Raw genomic sequence first — 20,884 nt, forward strand, 5'->3', positions numbered from 1 at the left:
CGCCGGTCGATCCGGCGCCGTTTGACCCTGATGACCAGCATCATCATGGGACTGGTCTACAGCTTCCTGGCGGTCGTGCTGACGATGTCCTTCCGCGACATCGCGGACAACTACCGGACGGAGCAGATCGCGCAAGCCGGGCGACGGCTGGTGTACGAGCTCGATCAGGGCAAGGTCACCAGTCCGATCCATTCGGCCGGCAGCACGATGATGCAGGTCGTCAATGAAAAAGGGCAGGTGGTGGCGGCCAGCCCCGCCCTCATGGGCAAGCCCCGGATCGCCGCCTTCGAGCCCGCGGCGGGTGACGTCCGGGCGATCCGCAGGGAATGCCACTCCAAGGTGGCGCCCAGCGAGTGCCTGATCATCGTCACCTACCGGGTCTTCCGGTCCGGCGGCGACTGGCTGGTCTACGCGGCCGACTTCGAGGCCCACCCCTTCATCGACCCCGTCTACATCCTGGTCCTGGCCGGTTGTGGCCTGGTGCTGGTCGGGGTCACCGCCGCCGCCACCTCCCGGTCGGTCGCCTCCGCCCTCAACCCCGTCCACGCCATCCGCACCGAACTGGCCGAGATCACCGGCACCGACCTCGGCCGCAGGGTCCCGGTGCCCGATCACGACGACGAGATCGCCGCACTCGCCAGGACCGCCAACGAGACGCTGGACCGGCTGCACGCCGCCGTCGAGCAGCAGCGGCGCTTCGCCTCCGACGCCTCCCACGACCTCCGTACCCCGATCACCGCGATGCGCACGCAGATCGAGGAGTCGCTGCTGCACCCGGACGAGACCGACTGGCGGGAGACCGCGAGCGCCCTGCTGGAAAGCCTCAACCGGATCCAGGCCATCGTCACCGACCTGCTCGTCCTGGCCAGATTGGACGCCGGGATCGTCGGGCGGACCGAACACGTCGACCTGGCCGAGCTCGTCCGGATGGAGCTGGCCGGGATTCCGGCGCTCCGGGTTCGGGTGGAGACCGACCTGGAGGCCGGGGTCGTGGTCATGGGTGAGCGCATCCGGCTGACCCGGTTGCTGATGAACCTGCTGACCAACGCCGAACGGCACGCCTCCACCGTCATCACGATCAAAGTGAGCTCGATGGACGCGGCCGCCGTCCTCGAAGTGATCGACGACGGTGCGGGCCTGGCGCCCGAGGACCGGGAGGTGGTGTTCCAGCGGTTCGCCAGGCTCGACTCCTCCCGGAGCCGGGACGCCGGGGGGACCGGGCTCGGGCTCCCCATCGCCCGGCAGATCGCCGAGACGCACGGCGGGACCCTGGTCGTCGGGGACAGCGACCGCGGGGCCCGCTTCGTGCTCACCCTTCCCCGGGCCGAGCCCTAGCCCCACCTCCTCCCCGCCCCGCAAGGCGCAGCCCGTACCCTCCGGCGGTTGATCGTTGTGCTGTCCGCACCTCGTGGGGTGCGCGGAACGCAACGATCACGCGGCGTACGGGCGGCGACCGGTGGAGCGCGGGCCCGCCGATCCGTACCCCGGTGGTGGGTGATCGTTGTGTCGTGCGCACCTTGAGGGGTCCACAGATCCACACGATCATGTGGATGAGGTACGGGCCGCGGCCGGTGGAGCCTTGGGGAGGCCGTCAAGATCGGCCCGGCGTGGGCCCGTACCCTCCGGCGGTTGATCGTTGTGCTGTCCGCACCTCGTGGGGTGCGCGGAACGCAACGATCACGCGGCGTACGGACGTCGGCCGTGCCACGTACCTGAGCTTGAAACGCGGGCTTAGTCGTTGTCGCGGAGTTCGGCCACCGCCCGGTAGGCGGCGGAGACGGCGGCGTCCGCGAACGCGGCGGGCACCGAATCGGAGCCCGCGATCGCGATCCGGCCGAACGGCCGCCGCGCGGTGTCGGCGGGGAACGGGCCGTCCGGGTAGAAGTCGTGCCACGGCCGGATGTACTCGGGCGCGTGGCCGTGGGCCCATCGGTTCACCGTGATCGCCTCGATGTCCCGGGCCGGGTCGAAGCCGCCGGGCCCGAGCAGCCGGGCGAGCTGGTCGCGGATGGTGTACTCCAGGTGGTCGTAGGGGGTGTTGAGCAGCTGGTAGCGGCCCGCCACGGCCCCCTGCGCCGGAGCCATGCCCCCGACGGCGGGCGTGTGGGTCAGATGGGCGAGGATCGGCTCCGCCGGGCTCTTCGGGCAGGCGTAGCCGCCGAGGCTGACCGGGTGGGCGAGCGCGGCGCCCGCCCAGTAGGCGCCGGTGAACCGGGTGCGGTGGATCCCGGCCTTGCGCCACGCCTCCCAGTCCCGCAGCCGGACCGTCGCGGAGACGAGCGGGAGCTTGACCGCCTGGCGCAGCGCGGCCTGCTGGTCGGGCGGGAGATCCGGGCAGATGTACGGGATCATCGTGTGCCAGCAGGCCAGGATCACGTTCCGGGCGCTCACCGTGCGAACCCGGCTCCCGTCGAAGAAGCCGACGGTCACCGTGGAGGCGGCCGAGGGCGAGCCGTCGTGCCGTACCGAGACCACCGGCCGGGACAGCCGGATGCGCACCCGGTTGGCCGGCCGGTCGAGCGTGCCGTAGTCGATGCGGCCGAGCGTGACGTCGTCCATGTCCCGGCCGGGGACGGCGCCGGGGATCAGCCGCCGGACCATCAGCTTGACCAGGGCGAACGTCCCTTCGGGAAAGTGGTGGATATCCGGGTCGCGGGCCGGCCAGTCCTTGGTCACGCTGGGGGAGTTGTACCGGGAGGGGACGGTGTCGTCCAGGCCCAGGCCGGTGAAGCCGGGGTAGCGGTAGCCGTCGGCGCTCCCCCAGGCGTCGATGGCTCCGAAGGTGTCGGAGCCGTAGGCCCAGTCCTCGCTCGGCATCGTCCGGACGAACCCGAGCACGTCGGGGTGGACGCGGCAGACGTCGCGGAGGAACCCCGTGTAGGTCAGGTCCGCCAGCCTCGCCTGTTTGCGGACACCGGACAGCCCGGGAAACCAGTCCGGGGGGTTCTCGAACAGCATGAGCAGATCCCGTTTCGCCTGCTCGGCCATCGGGGTCTCCTCGATCCACTCGGCGGTGGTCTTGCCCGGGCGGAAGACCACGAGCCGGTCGCGCCGGAAGGTCTCGGCGTCGCAGAAGACGCTGTCGTGCATGTCGAGGCCGGGGTAGAGCCGCTGGTCGAAGGCCCGATCGAAGCGCCGGAGCCGGACACCGAGCTCGCGGAGCAGGGCCTTGCCGTGTTTGGTCCACGTGGACGGGGCGTTCAGGGACGGTGCGCCCCCGTGCCCGATGAGCGGCCGGTTCCCGGCGGGGAACTCGTTGGCCCGCGCGTGCCCGCCCAGGTCGTCGTGGTTGTCCAGGACGAGGATGCGGGCGTCCGGGCGTTCCTTGGCCCAGCGGTACGCGGCCGTGATCCCGCTGATCCCGGCGCCCACCACGACGAGGTCGTACCGCTCTCCGGTGGGGACCGGCCGTCCGGCCTGCGGCCAGAAACGGGCGTCCCGCAGGGCGTGCGGGACGCTCAGCGCCGGCTCGACGCTCCCTCGGGAGCCGGTCAGGCCCGGTGGGTACGGCCGCACGGGCGGGACGCTCAACTCCGGGGTGCCGATGAGTCGCGTCCGGTGGCCGAGGTCGGCCGTACAGCCCGCCGTCGAGCCGAGCGCGGCGAGGCCGGCGGCCGCGACGAATCCGTCCAGCAGGTCCCTGCGGCTGATCGGACGACCCATGCCCAGGTCACGACCTCGCCGCGGATCGAATTCCATGACCGGATGGTGTCCCCGGCGAGGTCGGGCAGTACGGAAGCTCTGTGGACTTATACCGAGAATTTCCCGGCTTATTGCGGTATTGCCGATTGCTCGATGTGAATTGTTAGGTTTGAGGATGTTTATCGAGACATTGTGCCAGTCGGATTCGGGGTGAATTTCCACGGTCCGCGGCGGGCGGAAATAGCGTTTTCCGTGTGTTGCTTGCGGCTGCCGACCACACCCGTTATGAACGGGATTCGAATCGAATCCATCAGGGGTGAACGCGGGTGCGGACCGTGATCGTGCTGTTCAACCGGGACCTCCGGGTCAACGACCATCCGGCGTTGACCGCCGCGGTCCGGCAGGCCCGCCGTGTCGTCCCGCTCTTCGTCCTCGATCCCGCGCTGGCGGCGCCGCCGGGCCGGACGGTTTTCCTGCTCGACTCGCTCGCCGACCTGCGCGCCGCGCTCCGGGCCAGAGGGGCGGACCTGGTCGTCCGCCGGGGGGATCCGGTGGCCGAGACGATCTCGATGGCCAGGCGGGTGGGCGCGGACGGCGTCTTCGCCAGCTCGGATGTGAGCGGCTACGCGCGGCACCGGGAGCGGCGCCTGGTCGCGGAATGCCGGCGGGAACGGCTCGACCTCCGGCTCTTCCCCGGCGTCACCGTGGTGCCCCCCGGCGAACTCACCCCCGCCGGCGGCGACCACTACAAGGTGTTCACCCCGTACTGGCGTGCCTGGTCGGCGACGCGATGGCGTGAGGTGCTGCCCGCGCCCGAGGCGCTGCTCCTCCCGGACGGACTGCGCGCGGGGACGCTGCCCACGCCGACCGAGCTCACCCGGGCCACGGCCCCCGGCGGACGGGTGCCGGGAGGGGAGGTCGCCGGGCGCCGTCGCATGTCGTCCTGGATCGAGCACTGCCTCGCCGACTACGAGCGGGGGCAGGACGACCTCCCCGGTGACATCACCTCCCGGCTCAGCCCGTACCTGCACTTCGGCTGCGTCTCCCCGCGGGAGCTCGCCGCGGAGGCGAGCGGACGGCCCGGCGCGGAGCCGTTCGTCCGGCAGCTCGCCTGGCGTGACTTCTACCACCAGGTGACGCTGGCCTTCCCCGACATCACCTGGAAGGACTACCGGCCCAGGGCGGCCGGGCCGCCGACGGTACCCGACCCCGACCAGGCGTTCGAGGCGTGGCGGGACGGGCGGACCGGCTACCCCGTCGTGGACGCCGCCATGCGCCAGCTCGCCACCGAGGGTTGGATGCACAACCGCGGCCGACTGATCGTCGGCTCGTTCCTCACCAAGACGCTGCGGCTGGACTGGCGGCTGGGGGCGCGGCACTTCGCCGGTCTGCTGCTCGACGCCGACGTGCCGAACAACTTCGGCAACTGGCAGTGGGTGGCCGGGACCGGTAACGACACCCGCCCGGGCCGGGTCCTCAATCCGCTCCGGCAGGCGAAACGGTTCGATTCCGGTGGCGACTACGTCCGCCGGTACGTGGAGGAGCTGGGCAACGTGGCCGGATCGGCGATCCACCGCCCGTGGCGGCTCCCCGCGGCCTGGCGTGGCGGCTATCCCGATCCCCTGGTGGAACCGGTGACGTAGCCCCGCCCGGCCACGGGACTCGGCTGGAAGGCACGACGACGCGGGATACACCCTGGCGGTCAACCGCGTCGCCGTGCCGGTCTATGCGCGGCCGGCTCAGCCGGCCGTCTCCAGCTTCTCTTGTTCCTTCAGCAGGTCACCAAGTGTTTGCAAGTCGTCGGCACTGGCCGTCATCACCAAACCCGCTCGGATCGCGTCGTCCGGGAGCATGCCTCGGCGCGTGGCATACCAGGAGCCGACGTCGCTTCGCCAAATGGTCCAGCTCTCAAAGCGGGCGGCGAGTTCTTGTTGACGGTCCACCACAGGCGAGCACGCCCCTTCGCCACAATTGGAGTCGGAAACCTGTCAGGACAACGGTGACGCGAATTGTGAAGTCGTGGCGATGTCGCAAACCTGACGTCTGTCTGCCGTTCATCGGACGTCTGTTGCCGATCTTCTAGCCATCGCGCCGCCACCGCCGTACGGTGAACTCACTGGAGGCGCCCACATGAGCGTAGCGAGTATCCGGCCAGGTGTGTCGACTGCTCCGACTCACCCCGGCGGAATACACCGACCGGCCCGCCCATGAGCCATCCCACGATGCTGGCGAGGTTGACGGCGGAACGTCATTGGACCTACGCCGACGCCGTTCAGGATTTCGGCCGGACGGCCGCCGGGCTCGGCTTGAAACACACGGTCAGTGAACGCCAGTGGGCCCGGTGGTGCGGCGGTGATCTACGGAGCCTCCCCAGACCCGGCTGCTGCCGGGTCCTTGAGCACATGTTCAAGGTTCCGGTCGAGACCCTCCTGCGTCCCACCTTCGCCGCCTCGGCACCCCAGCCCATGGACGAAGGGGCCATCCGGGCGGCCGCCGACGAATCGGTCGAACACCTCGCCAGAATCGAATCCGCCACCATCGGACCGGCCACCCTGGAGCAGCTCCACGACGACGTGGTACGGCTGGCGCGGGGGTACGCCGCGACCCCGCCGTGGGAGATCTTCCTCCAGGCGGTCCGGGCCCGGCGCCGCACCTACGCCCTGCTCGACCAGGTACGTCAGCCCGACCAGCTCCGCGACCTCCATCTCATCCTCGGGCAGCTCTGCGGCATCCTCGCCTCCACCAGCTTCGACCTGGGACACGAGGCCGAGGCGGAGCGACACGCCCGGGCGGCCTGGGGCTTCGGCCAGCACATCGGCCACAACGGGCTGCGCGCCTGGGCACGCGGAACCCAGGCCCTCATCGCCTACTGGGCCGGGCGGCCCCGGGACGCCGTGGGACTGGCCCGCGCCGCGCAGACCTACGTGCGCGGTGGAACCGGCCTGGTCAGGGCCGTCTGCATCGAGGCCCGGGCTTGGTCGCACCTGGCGGACCGCCGTAACGTCGAACTCGCGCTGAGTGCGGCGAAGAAGGCCCGCGACGTCGACGGCGACTACGACGACTGCCACGACGGGGTCGGCGGGGAGTTCGCCTTCGACCCGGCCAGGCAGGCCCGCTGCGCGGGAAGCGCCTACCTGCAGCTGGGCGACGCCGACGCGGCGATCAACGAGACCGCGGGTGCGCTCGCCCTCTACGCCGAGTCCCGCCACGAGAGCCTGAAGGTGATCCCGCAGGCCTACGTCGACCTCGCCGCCGCGCACCTGCTCCGCAGGAGCCTGGACGGGGCGCAGGACGCCCTCGGCAAGGTGCTCGCCCTCCCCATGGGTCACCGCATCAACGGCCTCATCCAGCGGCTGGAGACCGTCGGGCGGCTGCTGGGGTCCGAGCCCTACCGCGACGTCAAGGCGGCGTTGACGCTGAGCGAGGAGATCGCCGAGTTCATCGCCGCCCCGGTGACGCCCGCGATCACGCCCCGCGTCCGCTCCGGCCTGCCTCGCTGAGCCACTCCCGTAGGATCCGCTGCTCCTTGGCGGGGTCTATCCCGATCAGATCGCGCCGTTGATGCGCCACCGGGATCCCGCCCGAGCTCATCCACCGCCAGGTGTCCACGACGGTCTCCCACAGCGGCCGGGTGCGCAACCCGGCGGCCCGCGCACCCGCCGCGCAGACCTGCCACGCCCCCGGGTGGACCCGCCACAGCGGCAGCTCACGCCACATGCCCACCTGGCGGGCGAGCAGGAAGGCGTCGTCCACCCAGGTGAGGTCGGCGGGGGAGCCGCTCGCCCGTACACAGCCGGTGAGCAGGCCCCCGTAGGTCTCCTGCCCGATCGGCGGGCAGACGTTGAACGCTCCCCCGAGCGCCCGCTCGGCGGCATGGAGGGCGAAGGCGGCCACATCCCGCACGTCGACCGCCTGAAAGGGACGTTCCGGGTACCCGGGGGCGAGCACCCGGCCGCCCTTGGCGATCCGGGTCAGCCACCAGGGGAGCCGGCCCACGTACTCGTGCGGGCCGAGGATGACGCCGGGACGCAGGATCGCACTCCGGTCGCCGAAAACCTCGCCGACCGCGCGCTCGCAGCCGGACTTGAGGCGGCCCTGGCGATCGGTGACCGATTCGCCGAGATCCTCGTCGCCGGCGCCGGGGTCGCACTCCCGGACGGGGGAGGCCTCGGTGAGCGGCTCCGTGGGCCAGCCCCGGTAGACGTTGACGGTGGAGACGAAGACGTACCGCGCGACGTGACCGTCGAGCCGGCGGGCCGAGAGCGAGACCAGCCGGGGGATCATGCCGCTGGTGTCGACGACGGTGTCCCACTCCCGCCCCGCGACGAGAGCCTCCAGGTCGGCGGGGTTCGCCCGGTCGCCGTGGCGGGATTCGACGCCTTCGGCGCCCGGATCGACCCGGCCTCGGTTGAACGTCGTCACGGTGTGGCCCCGGCGGAGGGCCTCCTCAACCAGGAACCTGCCCAGAAACCAGGTTCCGCCCAGCACGAGAATGCGCACGCTCTCGATCATTACCGCCGGAGGAGGGATGAGGCCAGACCATTACGGGCTATTTTGTATGGATTGATAGGGATATATGAGGATTCTTGTAGGTCCTCAGCCTGTTCGGGTCATGGGCAGCGGGCTTTCCGGCCCGGGGGAGGGACGGGGTTCCTCGGCTGAATGACATGATTCGTGGGGGTTACGGAGTCATCTCGGCCCTCCCTATTCTCACGATGTGGAATTGGAAGTGCGTCACCTGAGGGCCATCTGCGCCGTGGCGGAGTCCGGCAGCATCTCCAAGGCGGCCGTGGCGCTCAAGATGTCCCAGCCGGCGCTCGCCGCCCAGCTGGGGCGGATAGAACGGATGCTGGGCGGGCGGTTGTTCGACCGCGGTAGGGACGGGGTGCACCCCACCCCGTTCGGGGATTGGGTGCTGATCCGCGCGCAGAGCCTGCTCCCCGCGTTCGACGAGTTCCTGCGGGACGCGGGGCGGTATGCGAGGCAGGGCGAGGCGCGCACGCAGATCCGGATGGGGTGCGCGGCGACCCGGCTCGCCGGATACGTCACCACGGCCCTCCGCGACCTGCTCCCCGACGCCGAGGTCACCGTACGGACCGAGGAGGTCATGGACATCCTGCCGGAGCTGCTGGAGTCCGGCAGGCTGGAGATCGCGACACTCGGCGACTACCCGGGCCACGAGCTCTCGCCTCCGGAAGGCGTGGTCTACGCGGTCGTCGCCCATGAGCCGATCTTCGTGGCCATGGCCGCCACGCATCCCCTCGCCGAACGGGAGGAGGTGGAACTCCGGGATCTCGCCGCCGCCGAATGGGCGCTCCCCCCACTGGTGGAATCCCGGCACCGCGAGTATTTCTGGGAGACGTGCCGGGAATACGGATTCTCTCCGAATATTGCATACTCGGTGAGTTTCGCCGTGGTACTCGACCTCATCGCGGCCGGGAGATGTATCGCGATGTTTCAGGCGACCCATCGGGAGCATCCGGGGATCGCGCTGCGCCCGCTGGCCGGTTCCCCGCTCCGATTCCGGCACGTCATGGGGTGGCGGGAGGGCTCGCCGATCGCCAAGCACGCGGCCGACCTGGTACGGGAGGCGATGCGGGTCTACTGGACCGAGGCGCTTCGGGCCCCGGTCCATCTCTCCTGGCTCAAGCGGCACGGGCCGCTTCCCCAGCCTCCGGGGGCCTATGCGGCGCTCAGAATGCTCCGGGAAATCTAAGCCGGTTTCTATTTTTAATGGCTACTACCTGTTTTTAGTCTTTTGTAACAGACTTGCGCGGTCTAAAAGTTGCGCCGTGCTCTGTTCTGCGATTACCGGCTATATCGCGGAGTTATGGAAAGTTGTGGGGTACTCCTGGGGAATCCGGAAGTGTCAGCTTGGGTCAAGCCCAGCCGGCCGGGCTCCTTTGGTCCCTTAACCCCCCGAGGGACTTGTGAGAGGAGTCACCAAGAGTGAAACCCCAAGTCAAATCAGGCGCGGTCGCCGTACTGGCGGCCGTCGCCCTGACCGCCTCGTCGCTGGCGGGCGCAACCGGGGCGTCCGCGTCGCCGAAGGCGGCAGACCCCGGCGCCTCCCTGTTCAGCGCGGCACCGGTACCCGCCTTCGCGCCGGCGGACCCGGAGACCCGCAAGCGTGCGATCGCCACCGCGGACCACGCGCTGGCGTCCACATCCTCGGCGCTGCGCACGAGCCCCGAGGACACCTTCCAGCGGGCCGCCGTGGTGGACAGCACCCGCGGACTGCAGTACCTGACCTACCAGCGCAAGCACCGCGGACTTCCCGTGTACGGGGGCGACGTGATCGTCGCCACCGACCGTACCGGCAAGGCCGTCGACTCGGTCACCACCGGTCAGCAGGTCGAACTGGACGTGCCGGCCAAGGCCGCGGTGAGCGCCGAGCAGGCGGCGGCGATCGCCCGCGCCCTGCTGAGCTCCGTGGAGAGCACGACCACACCCGAGCTCATGGTGCACGCGGCCACGGACCGGCCCCGGCTCGCCTACAAGGTGACGGTCACCGGCAGGTCCGAGCGCGCACTGAGCGTGCTGCACGTGTTCGTGGACGCGAAAAACGGGTCCATCGTCGACAAGTGGGATGACGTTCGCGCCGGCACCGGCCAGGGTTTCTACAACGGCGGCAACCTGAACATCACCACCTCGGGCTCGGGCGGTTCGTACTCGATGACCGACCCCACCCGCCAAGGGCTGAGCTGCGGCGGTCAGAACGGGCAGGCGTACACCGGCCCCGACGACAACTGGGGCAACGGCTCGGGCACCAACCTGGAGACCGCGTGCGTCGACGTGCTGTACGCGGCCCAGAAGGAATGGGACATGCTCCGCGAGTGGCTGGGCCGGAACGGGTTCAACGGCAGCGGCGGCGGCTTCCCGGCCCGGGTCGGCCTGGCCGACGTGAACGCCTACTGGACCGGCAGCTACACCAACTACGGGCGGAACCAGTCCGGCCAGCAGCAGGCCACCCCGATGGACGTGGTGGGCCACGAGTACGGTCACGCGATCTTCCAGTTCTCCGGCACCGGCGGCGCGGGCAGCGGCAACGAGGCCGGTGGCCTCAACGAGTCGACCGGGGACATCTTCGGCGCGCTGCTTGAGCACTACGTCAACCAGCCGGCCAACCTCGACCCGCCGGACTACCTGGTGGGCGAGGAGGTGAACCTGGTCGGCAACGGTCCGATCCGCAACATGTACAACCCCAGCCTGGTCGGGAACAACCCCAACTGCTACAGCTCCTCGATCCCGAGCACCCCGGTGCACGCGGCCGCCGGCCCGCAGAACCACTGGTTCTACCTGCTCGCGGAGGGCACCAACCCGCCGGGCAAGCCGACCAGCCCGGTCTGCTCGGGCGGGCAGTCCCCGCTCACCGGGATCGGCATCGTCAAGGCCGGCGAGATCTACATGAACGGCCTGAACCGGAAGACGGTGCCGTGGACCCACGCCAAGGCCCGCGTGGCCACGCTGCAGGCGGCCAAGGCGCTGTACCCGAACGGGTGTGTCGAGTTCAACGCGGTGCGCAACGCCTGGAGCGCGGTCAACGTCCCCGCGCAGCAGGGTGAGCCCACCTGCACGGTCGCCTCGGACGACTTCTCCGCCACGCTCAGCCCCACCTCGGGTTCGGTGCGGGCGGGCGATTCGGCCACCACGACGCTGAGCACGACGATCACCGCGGGCGCGGCTCAGGCCATCACGCTGCGGACCGGCACCCTGCCGTCCGGGGTTACGGCGACGTTCAGCCCGGCGGGCATCAACTCCGGCCAGAACGCCACCCTCACCCTCGCCACCTCGGCCGGAACCCCGGTGGGCACGCACACGGTGGCGGTCACCGCGGACGGCACGGTCGTCGACAAGACGGTCACCTACACGTTGACCGTGACCGGCGACAACCCGCCGACCGGCATCCCGGACATCCCCGTGGCCAACGTGTCGGCCCATCTGAGCCAGCTGCAGTCGCTGGCGACCGCCAACGGCGGGAACCGGTCCTCGGGTTCGGCCGGCTACACGGCCTCCCTCAACTACATCAAGGGCAGGCTGGACGCGGCCGGCTACACGACGACGGTGCAGAACTTCACCTACAACGGCCGGACCCACCAGAACCTGATCGCGAACTGGCCGGGCGGCCCCGCGGGCCAGACGGTCATGCTCGGCAGCCACCTGGACAGCGTCACCGCGGGCCCCGGGATCAACGACAACGGCTCGGGCTCGGCCGCCCTGCTGGAGGTCGCGCTGACCCTGGCCAACCGGAACCCGGCCATGGTCAAGCGGGTCCGGTTCGGCTGGTGGGGCGCGGAGGAGCTGGGCCTGCGCGGTTCCACCTACTACGTGCAGAACGGCGGTACGGCCGGGGTTGAGGCCTACCTCAACTTCGACATGATCGCGTCGCCGAACCCGGGCTACTTCGTCTACGACGACGACCCCACGCTGGAGAACCACCTGAAGACCTTCTACAGCTCGATCAACGTGCCGACCGAGATCGAGACCGCCGGTGACGGGCGGAGCGACCACACCCCGTTCAAGAACGCGGGGGTCCGGGTCGGCGGCGTCTTCACCGGAGCCGAGCAGCTCAAGAGCTCGGCCCAGGCCACCAAGTGGGGCGGAACGGCCGGCCAGGCGTTCGACCGCTGCTACCACTCGGCCTGCGACACCACGAGCAACGTCAACCAGACGGCGCTCGACCGCAACAGCGACGCGATCGCCTACGTCCTGTGGAAGCTCGCGGTCGGATCCACCCAGTCGGACGACTACTCGATCTCGGCCGGTCCGGCCACGGGATCGGTCCCGCCTGGCGGCTCGGCCACGACGACGCTGCAGACCACGGTCACCTCGGGCAACGCGCTGAACGTCACCCTCTCGGCGAGCGGTGCGCCCGCCGGGGTCTCGGTGACCTTCAACCCCGCGTCGATCACCACGGGCCAGTCCTCCGCGGTGTCGATCACGACCTCGGCGAGCACTCCGCCGGGGACCTACCCGATCGGCCTGCAGGCCTCGGGGACGGTCAGCCGCTCGACGACCTTCACCCTGACCGTCCAGGGTGAAGACCCCGGTGGCGAGGCCTGGGCACCCGGCAAGGCCTACGCGGTGGGTGACGTCGTGACCCACCTCGGAGTCTCGTACCGGTGCCGGATCGCGCACACCTCCCTGCCCGGCTGGGAGCCGAACCTCACCCCCGCCCTCTGGCAGGCCGTCTAAAACCATGAAGGGGTGGCGGCCGGGTCGGCTCCGGCCGCCACCCCGTGTCCCGGGTGGGATGTCCGCGCGGGCTGTGGCATCGTTTTGCGACGGAGGCGGTGCCGCAGCCCGCCGGATGTGAGGAGGCCCTCGTGATCGTCGCGTTCTCGGTTACCCCGCTCGGCGTCGGAGAGGATGTGGGCGAGGTGGTCGCGGAAGCCGTACGCGTGGTCCGGGAGAGCGGCCTGCCCAATCGCACCGACGCCATGTTCACCACCGTCGAAGGCGACTGGGACGAGGTGATGGACGTCATCAGGCGCGCCACCGAGGCCGTCGCCGCCAGAGCCCCCCGAGTGGGCCTCGTCCTCAAAGCCGACATCCGCCCCGGCGTGACCGACGCCCTCACCGCAAAAGTGGACAGCATCGAACGTCACCTGGCCACCGATTGAATTTCCTGTACGGTCCACGGACATCAACCCCCGTTCTGTACGGGCAAAGCCGGCCCTAACCGAGTGGTCACTCATCACCTAACGGGGTACCGCAGGTCGTCCCCCGCATCGTGCCTTGCCGGCCGACCCATGACCCGCCCACAGCGCGGAAGCGGGCCTTCGGCCGTACCCGCCGTATCGCCTCAGCTCTTCTTGGGGTGGGCGACGACGAATGAGACGGGGCCCGGCCCGGGGAGCTCCAGGAGTTCCCAGTCAAGGGTGTGGGCGGTTTCCGGGATCGGTCCGGCTTGTTCGTCGGCGGGTGCCCAGAGCCGCAGTTCCGGGTGGATGATGACGGTGACCGGTTCTCCGGGCCCGTCGTGGGCGAGCTCCGCGACGTAGGCGAATTCATCGTCTATCCGCAGCCGGAGGGCGCGGCCGTCGGCCCAGGCCCACAGGTGGGTGGTTCCGACGGGGGTGGTCGTCGGGGGTGGGCCGAGGTGTGGTCCGTCCAGGTCCGTCCAGGCGCAGGTCGTCCCGGTCAGGAGTTCGAGCGCCGTGGACCAGGGGAGCCGTCCGTGGCCGGTCAGCGTCCAGTTCTTCACGCGGCGTCTCCGGTCACATGGTGCAGAAGGGCCCAGGTGGCGGAGGTCCGCTCCCCTTCGGCCTGCTCGGGGGTGAGGTCGGTACGGCGGAGTGTGCCGAGTCCGCGGGTGGTGGCTCCGCCGATTCCGGTGAGCCCGCTGTGGATGTCGGCGAGTGCCAGGTTGATCAGGCCACGGATCACGGGGGAGACCTCCCCGTCGAGGTGGATCTCCAGGGTGAGCCGGCCGGATTCGACGACTTCCTCGGCGTACAGGAGGCCGCCTGCGGCGCCGCCGGTGAACCGGTCGAGCGCGACGTGCTGCCGGGTGACCACGGTCGCGGCTTCGATCGGGGAATCGGTGAAGATCAGCCGGGAGCGTGCCCCGGAGCCGTTTCCTCCGGCCCAGCCGAAGGCGTCGCAGATCAGGCAGGAGCCGCAGATCGCCTCTTCCTCGCCTTGGGCGCCGCGGACCAGGCTCGACCGGCAGACTCGCTGGTCCAGTGAGCCGAGGATGAATTCGCAGCGCGACCGGAGAATCCCCTTCCAGGTCGAGCCGGGCACCATGGGGAGGCCGCCGGACCGGACGAGCAGTGCCCGCTTGGTGTCTTCGTCCCGGGTTCCGCCGCCGATGTGCAGGCCGTCGACGATCTCCCAGTGGGAGCGGAGCACCTCCGGTGTCTCGGGGGCCGTCTCGGGGAGCGCGATCGGCTCGGTGGCCGTGTCGCCGTACATGCCGGGTCCGCCTTCGCCGAGCCAGGCCCGCAGGCCGTCGGGGGTGCCGAGGTCCACCGTGCGGCCCCGTACCCCGGTCACCCTGGCCCGGCCGAAGCCGACGGATCGCCCGCCGCCGATCCCCGGTCGCCAGCGGGCGAGCAGGTCGAGCAGCTCGGGGAGGAGCCGGTCCTCGTCCAGGCGCAGGTAGACGGTGATCCGGGTTCCGGGGGCGAGGTGCTGTGATCGGCGGAGCGAGTTTCTCGCCGGCGCGGCCCGGTGCCGGTCGACGGCGGTTCGGGCCCGGGAGACGACCTGATCCTGTACGGCGGTTCCGATGAGGCGGACGGGGGACGCGAGCGTCTTCTCGCCGACCGTGCCGAAGAGTTCCACGGCCGCCTGGCCGGCGTGCGCCCGGAGGGAGCCGGCGATCGAGGTGGCCGGGATGTGCGGTCTGCCGTAGGGGTCCCGGGCGATGGGGAGCTGGGGGTGTTCCGTCGCCGCGGTCTCCGGGGCCGCGACCCCGCCTGGGCTGGTCAGCTCCAGGTCCACCCGGAGCAAGGTCACTTTCATCCGTTGTCCCGCACCTTGTTTTCGAGCTCCTGCCGAACCTGGGTGATCTGCTGGACGGTGTACCGGGTGAGGATCCGGTGGAGTGTCTCCCGGAAGGTCGAATACTGGAGGGCTTCCTCAAGGATGGGCCGGCCCAGCAGGTAGGGGCCGGGGCGGTCCTCGCCGCGGCACTGGTCGAGAAACCTGCCGAGTTCCCGCATCAGCCATTTTCCGTGACCGGATGCGAACAGGACGGTCGCGTCGCTCTCCCCGGCGGATTCGTCGTCCCCCGGCGGGGTCGGCGCGGCGGGCCGGTGCCAGGGACCGGCTTGGATCCAGCCGAATCCTTCGCCTCGGCGGAGCCCGAGCCCGTGCCTGAGCAGCCCTTCGACCGCGTCCGGGTCCGGCCGGTCGTCGAGGAGCAGCTCGAACACCGACCCCGCGGTCACCGCGAGTTCGTCCGGCTTGGGAAGGTTGCTCGCCGCGTGCCAGCCGCCGACCGTGGTCGTCCGGACCCAGCGGCGGCCGACGGTGACCTTCACCCCGAGCTGCTCGGACAGGAGTGTGGTGTCCGGTACGTCGACGGGGCGGCCCGCCCGGTCGACCAGGATCGCCGGGGTGGTCAGCCGGAGCACCAGCCGGTCGTCCTCGATCGGTGCCGGACGGTTCCCGGCCGGTCTGGCCGAGTAGTCGGCGGCTCCGCTGGTGCTGCGCCGTCCGCCGATGTGGATCCTCCTGGTCTCGCCGAGCCAGCTGTTCGAGCCGACGATCTGACCGGTGAAGGAACGCCACGTCCGTTTTCCGTCCCGGCCGGGTTCCCGGTCGAACGGGCGTAGCGCCTGACGCGTGTAGAGCATGCCGTCGGCCGAGGTCTCCCCGTCCGTGAGCGCGAGCCGGGTCTTCTCGGCCCGCCCGGCCCGGGCCGTGTCGAAGAACTCGACCTCGCCGCGGCCGTGCACCGTCGGGCCGTCGCAGCTCGGACAGGTTCTGCCGGTCTGGCCGAAGGCCTCGTCCTGCAAGGCGGTCCGGCATGGGTCGTCGAGGTCGCCCTCGTCGGCGTATTTGCACCGTTTCACCGATAGCGGCACGACCGATGAGCCGACGGCCAGCAGCGGGCCGAACCGGACCTTCCGCTCGAACAACTCCTCGAACTCGGCGCGCCGTCCCGGGGGGATGACCGCACGTCCCGGACGGAGCGGATCCGGCTCGCCGTACTCGTTGATCCAGGCGGCCGCGAGCGCGCCCCGCAGCACCGAGCCCGGCACGTGCAACCGGGTCTGGATCGGCGCGTCCGCGGTGGGGCGGACCCCGATGGCGAACGCCTGCCTGGCCACGACGGTGACGTCCAGTACCTCGGTCATGACATGCTCCTCAGCGTGGCGAGGTCGGCGAGGAGCGCTTCGTCGATCGCCGGGTCCTCGGGGGTCATGCTCACCCAGCCGAGGCCCCGGCGGCGGTCGGCGCCCAGGGCGTGCACCGCGGCCGCCGAGGCGGCGAGGACCACCCGGTGCCTGCGCGCGGTCTCGGGGTAGAGGGGGAAACGCCGGGTCACGGTGAACGTGGCCGACTCCGCCCAGACCTCCTCCCCGGAGACGAGGTGCCCGCGCTTGGCCGTACCGGTCTCGTTGTCGATGGAGACCCGGGTACGGACACATGTCCGCGGACCCTCGCCGGTGAACTCGGCGTCGCTCCAGTGCCAGGGCGAGGCGACCCGGGCTTTCGCGGATGGGGTGTGCGGCGTGCGGGTGCGGTCGGCCTCGCTCCCGTAGACCTCGGTGATCAGGTCGTTTCCGCCGGGAAGCAGCAGCCGTGCCGCCGCCCGCATCAACCCCTTCAGCGAGGAGGCGGGGAGCAGATCGTCCGCGTCCACCGCCTCGTGCGTGTCGGCCCTGGCGACCCCGGTCGCGACCCGGAACGGGCCGTGAAAGGCGATCGTGACCTTCACCTCCACCACCTCACGATTCTCAGCGCGTGTCCCAGCCCGATGGGCCCGCCGCCCGTGAACGGCTCGATCTTCTCCGGGAAGCCCATGCGCTTGGCCAGGGTCTCGGCGCGTTTCACGCCCTCGACGGGATCCCGCTCCACCGCCAGCTCCTGCAGGAGGTTGCTCCGGCCGGCGGGCGGGACGGTGAGCAGTCTTTCCAGGTCGGCGGTGGCGTCCCGCAGGTCGTCCGCCTTCAGTGCGGGGAACCGCGCCCCGTCCGTGCCGTCCACCGTCACATCCAGGGCGTGCACCGAGGAACCCCGGCCGCGGGTCAGGCGCTTGGCCTGTTTGAGCCCGCGCTCGGCGTTGTCGACCACCAGCGAGAAGGGGGTGGTCACGTGGGCGATGATCAGGCCCGCGGACGCGGAGGGGATCGGGAGCCCGGGCCTCTCGCCGAGCGTCTCGGCCATGAGCTCGCCGAACCCGTTCAAGAACGCCAGGACGAACGGCCAGGCCCGCGCGGCGGGCAGGCTCACCAGCACGTCGTCGCCGCCGACCACGTGCGGCACCACGCAGAGCGACTTCTCCCCGGGCCGCCGCACCTGTTCGGTGGCCCGTACCAGCGCCGTCCAGGTGTGCTCCGAGACCTTCCTGGAGATCACCTTCTTCAGGGCGCCGTCGTCCTCGGCCAGCCGGTCGAAGAGGATCCCCATGGAGTTTCCGTCGGCGTAGACCGTGGCAAGGTGGTTCCCCGAAGGCGAGCCGGGGGAGTCGTCCCGGGGGTCCAGCCGGGCCAGCTCGTCGAAACCCTGCACCCGGTCCACCCCGAGCTGCCGGGCGAGCCGGTGCTCGGCGTCCTTGCCCAGGCTGCGGGTTCCGTGACTTTCCCGCATCCGGCAATCGGCGCACACCTGCCTGACCTCACGGTCGCCGAGTTTCACCTCGTCCACCGCGTGCGCCGTACGGCACAGTCGGCACGGCGCGGCGAACGGGAATTCCGGCGGAACCGGCAGATCGGTCCGGAACGGGGCCGTGACCGGGGATCGGCCTGCGGTCCGGCTTTCCTTTATCGCCTGATAGGCGTGCAGATAGTCCACTCCGGTACTCCAGGCGGCTTGGAACTCCGCGCCCGGAAGCTGCGTCCGCAGGTAGGCGAGGACGTCGTCGACGATTGCCTCGGGGTCCCGATCGACGATCAGGCTCACCACCCCGTCCGCGGAGCCGGCCTCCTCGTTGATCTTGGCACGCGCGCCGAGCAGCCGCTTCATCGTCTCCTGGTTCGTCGCGTCGGCGAGCCGCGCACTAGCCCCTCGCCGGCCCCGGAGCCGAGGGGTACGGGCGAGATAGCGCTGGATACCCTTCACACCGATCTCGGCGTAGAACGCGGTCATCGGGCGCTCCGTGGCACGCGCGGCTTCAGCGTGATCGATTGCTTGGCCCGGGTCACCTCGGGAAGCGGCGTCAACGGGGCCTTCTCCTCCTTGTAGAGCACGCCTTGACTGTCTTTCCAGAACGTGAAACCCACGGCGAGGTGGTCCTTGGTGAGCTCACCCGAGGGGATCTCCTCCTCCGTGGGGTACCAGACCCGGACGGGGGAAACCCGGTCGATCTGGAGTGCCGCGGCCACCGCGCAGCGCGTCGCCCGGACGCCCGGGTCGACGTCCTCCTCGAACGCGGTACGGGCCGCCGCCGTCACCTCGGCCGGGTCGGGCGGGTCGAACTCGGCCAGATAGCGGGATTCGGCGGTGTCCACCCGCAGCGCGCGGATCGACGAGGTGCAGGTGCCGAAGCCGAACGGGCGCCCGCCGCCCACCGCGAAGCCGTACCGCTCACTCTTCCGCTTGCCGCCCTTGCCCCCGCATATGGCGCAGGCACAGGGGAGCGGCCCCGGTTCCAGTACGGCGAGCAGACCGCCGAGCTGGGCGGCCGTGAGGTTCTCGAACCGGACGGTGAACACGAAACGGGCCCCGGCCTCCACCGTCTCCGCGCTTTTCGCCATCTCCCCCGTGAACGGCCGATCCTTCACCCGCAGCAGGGGGCGCTTGTCGGCTTGCGCGGTCAGCCAGTAGTGCTTGCGGCCACGCAGCATCCGCACCGGCTTGTCCGCATTCGATCCCCAATCCCGCAGCGGTCGCTCTCCCGGGTTGACGTCGTTCGGCTCCAGATAGAACTGCCCGGCGCCGGGCCGCGGCTGCCCGAGCGGGGCGAGATGTTCGACCTTGACGGAGTACGGGCCGGCGACCCGGGCGTCGGAGAACCGGACATGCCCGCGGTAGCTCCGCTGACGGGCCTCCGGCCGGTCCTCGCGTTCGGTGTCCGCGGAGCCGAAGATCCGGCAGGTGGGGCAGAGGTCGTCCGGGTCCGAGCAGGGCAGCAGCACCGTCGGCACCCGCTCCTTGGCGGCGTGCTTGCCCGCGTGCCGCCAGATCGCCGACAGGGCGAAATCGTCGATCAGCTTGTTCCGGCCCTGCCCCCGGCTGAGCACCCACAGCACTTGACCGGGGAGCAGGGCACGCCGGGCCAGGTGCCGCTTCCCCAGCAGTTCAGGCCCGCGCCGTACCTCCTCCTCCAGCGTGGCGAGGCCGGTGGGGACGACCGTGTTCGGGCGCCGGGCGAGCCGCATGTCGTTGGTGCCGTCGACCGCCCACTGGTAGTCCTCCCAGGCTTTGTCGGCCACCTCCTCCGCGACGGTCTCGCTCAGCCTGCCCACCGCGAAGAAGACGCCCTTGGACCTCTGCCGGGTGCCCAGGTCGGTGACGAGCACCGTCCAGCCGGTGCCCGCCGTGACCTCGGCCCCGCTGATCAGCTCGTTCCGGTTCTTGTGACCGTGCTTGACCCAGCCGTTCCCGGGGAGGTCCACCCGAGCCCCGGTCACCACCTTGTCCGGCCCGCCGAGGGCGCGGGCGAGGTCGTGCGCGGGCACCCAGACGACCTCGTCGCAGAGCCGGAGCCTGACGGGCCGCCCACCGGCGTCGACCGCCTCCACCAGCCCGAGTGTCCAGCCGGTGCCCCGTACTTTGGCGACGTCCCGGTGGCCTGGGCGGAAGTCGCCGTGGAAGACCCGCAGGCACCCGCCCGCGATCACTTCGTGCAGGGAACGCAGGACGCCGGCGAGCGCGGAGCCGGGCAGGTACGGCTCCGGTTCACCTGTGGCGCCGGGGAAGGCCCGGGTGGGAAAGGCGTGCACGCCGTCGTCCCTGACGGCCCGTTCACGCACCGCCCCGCGGAGGAGTAGGGGGGATTGAGCGGTCAGCTCGACCTCTATCTCGCCGAGGTAGCGGCCGGAGCCGAGTTTCACGTGGCCGTGGGGTGGCGCTCGAAACGCCTTTGGATCCACTATTTCCGGAAATGGGATGAACGTATATGGATTGATGAACGTTGACACGCTGGTCCACTTTCTGGCGACATCGCGGAGGCAGGGGCGAGGAGTCCGCTAGCTCGTCCTCGGGGGAGACACCGGAGATCGTCCAGGTCGGCTCGCGCGTGACCGGACCGGGCTCGGCGAGGCCCCGCCGTACCGAACGGGCGCCGCCGCCTGCGGCCGTACCCGGCTCACCGGCCACCGCGGTTGATCTCGCTGGGACAAGCGATGCCGGGAAGCCCTCGCCCTGGACATCCCCACCCCTCCGTTGCCATCACCCGCCTTAGGCAGAATGCGAGGTTAACACTGCGGAAGCGACATACCGGCTGGTTCTCGCGAAGTGCCCGGAGTATTGCAGAGCATAGGCGATCTTGAATTCCGGTATCAAAGCTAAATGTCAAGATATAGGGGATTTATTCGGAATTGGGGGAGGGGATCGGTGGTTCACGGCGAGCCACGTCGTACCGGGAACTAAGATCGCTGCTCTGCGGTGGTCGACCGCGGTA

Annotated in this window: 15 protein-coding genes; 6 read left to right on the plus strand and 9 right to left on the minus strand. The window is 70.4% G+C overall.

Annotated features, from left to right (window positions below; translation table 11 throughout):
* Nucleotides 1-30 precede the first annotated feature (30 nt).
* A complete protein-coding gene (locus RUR_RS13335; protein WP_283135324.1) occupies nt 31-1,335 on the plus strand; it encodes a sensor histidine kinase in 1,305 nt (434 codons plus the stop codon).
* A 396-nt stretch (nt 1,336-1,731) separates the two neighbouring features.
* Here the strand turns inward: RUR_RS13335 and RUR_RS13340 are convergent, their stop codons facing one another.
* On the minus strand, nt 1,732-3,699 hold the full coding sequence (locus RUR_RS13340; RefSeq protein ID WP_283135325.1) for an NAD(P)-binding protein: 1,968 nt from the start codon (nt 3,697-3,699) through the stop codon (nt 1,732-1,734).
* Nucleotides 3,700-3,968: 269 nt separating this feature from the next.
* On the opposite strand from RUR_RS13340, the gene RUR_RS13345 reads away from it, so the two are divergent.
* On the plus strand, nt 3,969-5,285 hold the full coding sequence (locus RUR_RS13345; RefSeq protein ID WP_283135326.1) for a cryptochrome/photolyase family protein: 1,317 nt from the start codon (nt 3,969-3,971) through the stop codon (nt 5,283-5,285).
* A gap of 96 nt (nt 5,286-5,381) precedes the next feature.
* Here the strand turns inward: RUR_RS13345 and RUR_RS13350 are convergent, their stop codons facing one another.
* Nucleotides 5,382-5,588: a hypothetical protein gene (locus tag RUR_RS13350; protein WP_283135327.1), complete on the minus strand. Its 207-nt coding sequence runs from the start codon at nt 5,586-5,588 to the stop codon at nt 5,382-5,384.
* A 261-nt stretch (nt 5,589-5,849) separates the two neighbouring features.
* On the opposite strand from RUR_RS13350, the gene RUR_RS13355 reads away from it, so the two are divergent.
* Entirely contained in the window at nt 5,850-7,142 is a 1,293-nt protein-coding gene (locus RUR_RS13355) for an NsdA family TPR-like regulatory protein (RefSeq protein ID WP_283135328.1), read from the plus strand.
* On the opposite strand, the gene RUR_RS13360 is transcribed toward RUR_RS13355, so the two are convergent.
* Entirely contained in the window at nt 7,108-8,142 is a 1,035-nt protein-coding gene (locus RUR_RS13360) for an NAD-dependent epimerase/dehydratase family protein (protein ID WP_283135329.1), read from the minus strand. The genes RUR_RS13355 and RUR_RS13360 overlap by 35 nt on opposite strands.
* Nucleotides 8,143-8,359: 217 nt before the next feature.
* Between RUR_RS13360 and RUR_RS13365 the strand changes: the two genes are divergently transcribed.
* The 3 genes from RUR_RS13365 to RUR_RS13375 all read left to right on the plus strand — a co-directional run bounded on the left by RUR_RS13365 (nt 8,360) and on the right by RUR_RS13375 (nt 13,265).
* Entirely contained in the window at nt 8,360-9,358 is a 999-nt protein-coding gene (locus RUR_RS13365; RefSeq protein ID WP_283135330.1) for a LysR family transcriptional regulator, read from the plus strand.
* Between the two features lie 233 nt (nt 9,359-9,591).
* Nucleotides 9,592-12,837 (plus strand): M28 family peptidase, encoded by a 3,246-nt coding sequence (locus RUR_RS13370; protein ID WP_283135331.1) that lies wholly within the window; start codon nt 9,592-9,594, stop codon nt 12,835-12,837.
* Between the two features lie 131 nt (nt 12,838-12,968).
* Nucleotides 12,969-13,265 carry an MTH1187 family thiamine-binding protein gene (locus RUR_RS13375; RefSeq protein WP_283135332.1) on the plus strand — a complete coding sequence of 99 codons (297 nt, stop codon included), beginning with the start codon at nt 12,969-12,971 and terminating at the stop codon, nt 13,263-13,265.
* Between the two features lie 182 nt (nt 13,266-13,447).
* Here RUR_RS13375 and RUR_RS13380 read toward each other — a convergent pair whose 3' ends face one another.
* Genes RUR_RS13380 through RUR_RS13405 form a run of 6 tightly spaced genes read right to left on the minus strand, consistent with a single transcriptional unit; the run spans nt 13,448 to nt 20,315 of the window.
* Nucleotides 13,448-13,849, minus strand: a complete 402-nt coding sequence (locus RUR_RS13380; RefSeq protein ID WP_283135333.1) for a hypothetical protein — start codon at nt 13,847-13,849, stop codon at nt 13,448-13,450.
* Complete coding sequence (locus RUR_RS13385; protein ID WP_283135334.1) at nt 13,846-15,114, minus strand: RAMP superfamily CRISPR-associated protein; 1,269 nt, start codon at nt 15,112-15,114, stop codon at nt 13,846-13,848. Before RUR_RS13385 ends, RUR_RS13380 begins: the two co-directional genes overlap by 4 nt.
* Entirely contained in the window at nt 15,111-16,454 is a 1,344-nt protein-coding gene (locus RUR_RS13390; protein WP_283135335.1) for a type III-B CRISPR module-associated Cmr3 family protein, read from the minus strand. Before RUR_RS13390 ends, RUR_RS13385 begins: the two co-directional genes overlap by 4 nt.
* Entirely contained in the window at nt 16,451-17,038 is a 588-nt protein-coding gene (locus RUR_RS13395) for an RAMP superfamily CRISPR-associated protein (protein WP_283135336.1), read from the minus strand. The genes RUR_RS13390 and RUR_RS13395 overlap by 4 nt, the downstream gene beginning before the upstream one ends.
* Entirely contained in the window at nt 17,035-18,408 is a 1,374-nt protein-coding gene (locus RUR_RS13400) for a Cas10/Cmr2 second palm domain-containing protein (protein ID WP_283135337.1), read from the minus strand. Before RUR_RS13400 ends, RUR_RS13395 begins: the two co-directional genes overlap by 4 nt.
* Nucleotides 18,405-20,315, minus strand: a complete 1,911-nt coding sequence (locus RUR_RS13405) for a TIGR03986 family type III CRISPR-associated RAMP protein (protein WP_283135338.1) — start codon at nt 20,313-20,315, stop codon at nt 18,405-18,407. Before RUR_RS13405 ends, RUR_RS13400 begins: the two co-directional genes overlap by 4 nt.
* Nucleotides 20,316-20,884 lie beyond the last annotated feature (569 nt).

The organism is Rhizohabitans arisaemae (assembly GCF_025996515.1).
GTDB classification, from domain to species: domain Bacteria; phylum Actinomycetota; class Actinomycetes; order Streptosporangiales; family Streptosporangiaceae; genus Rhizohabitans; species Rhizohabitans arisaemae.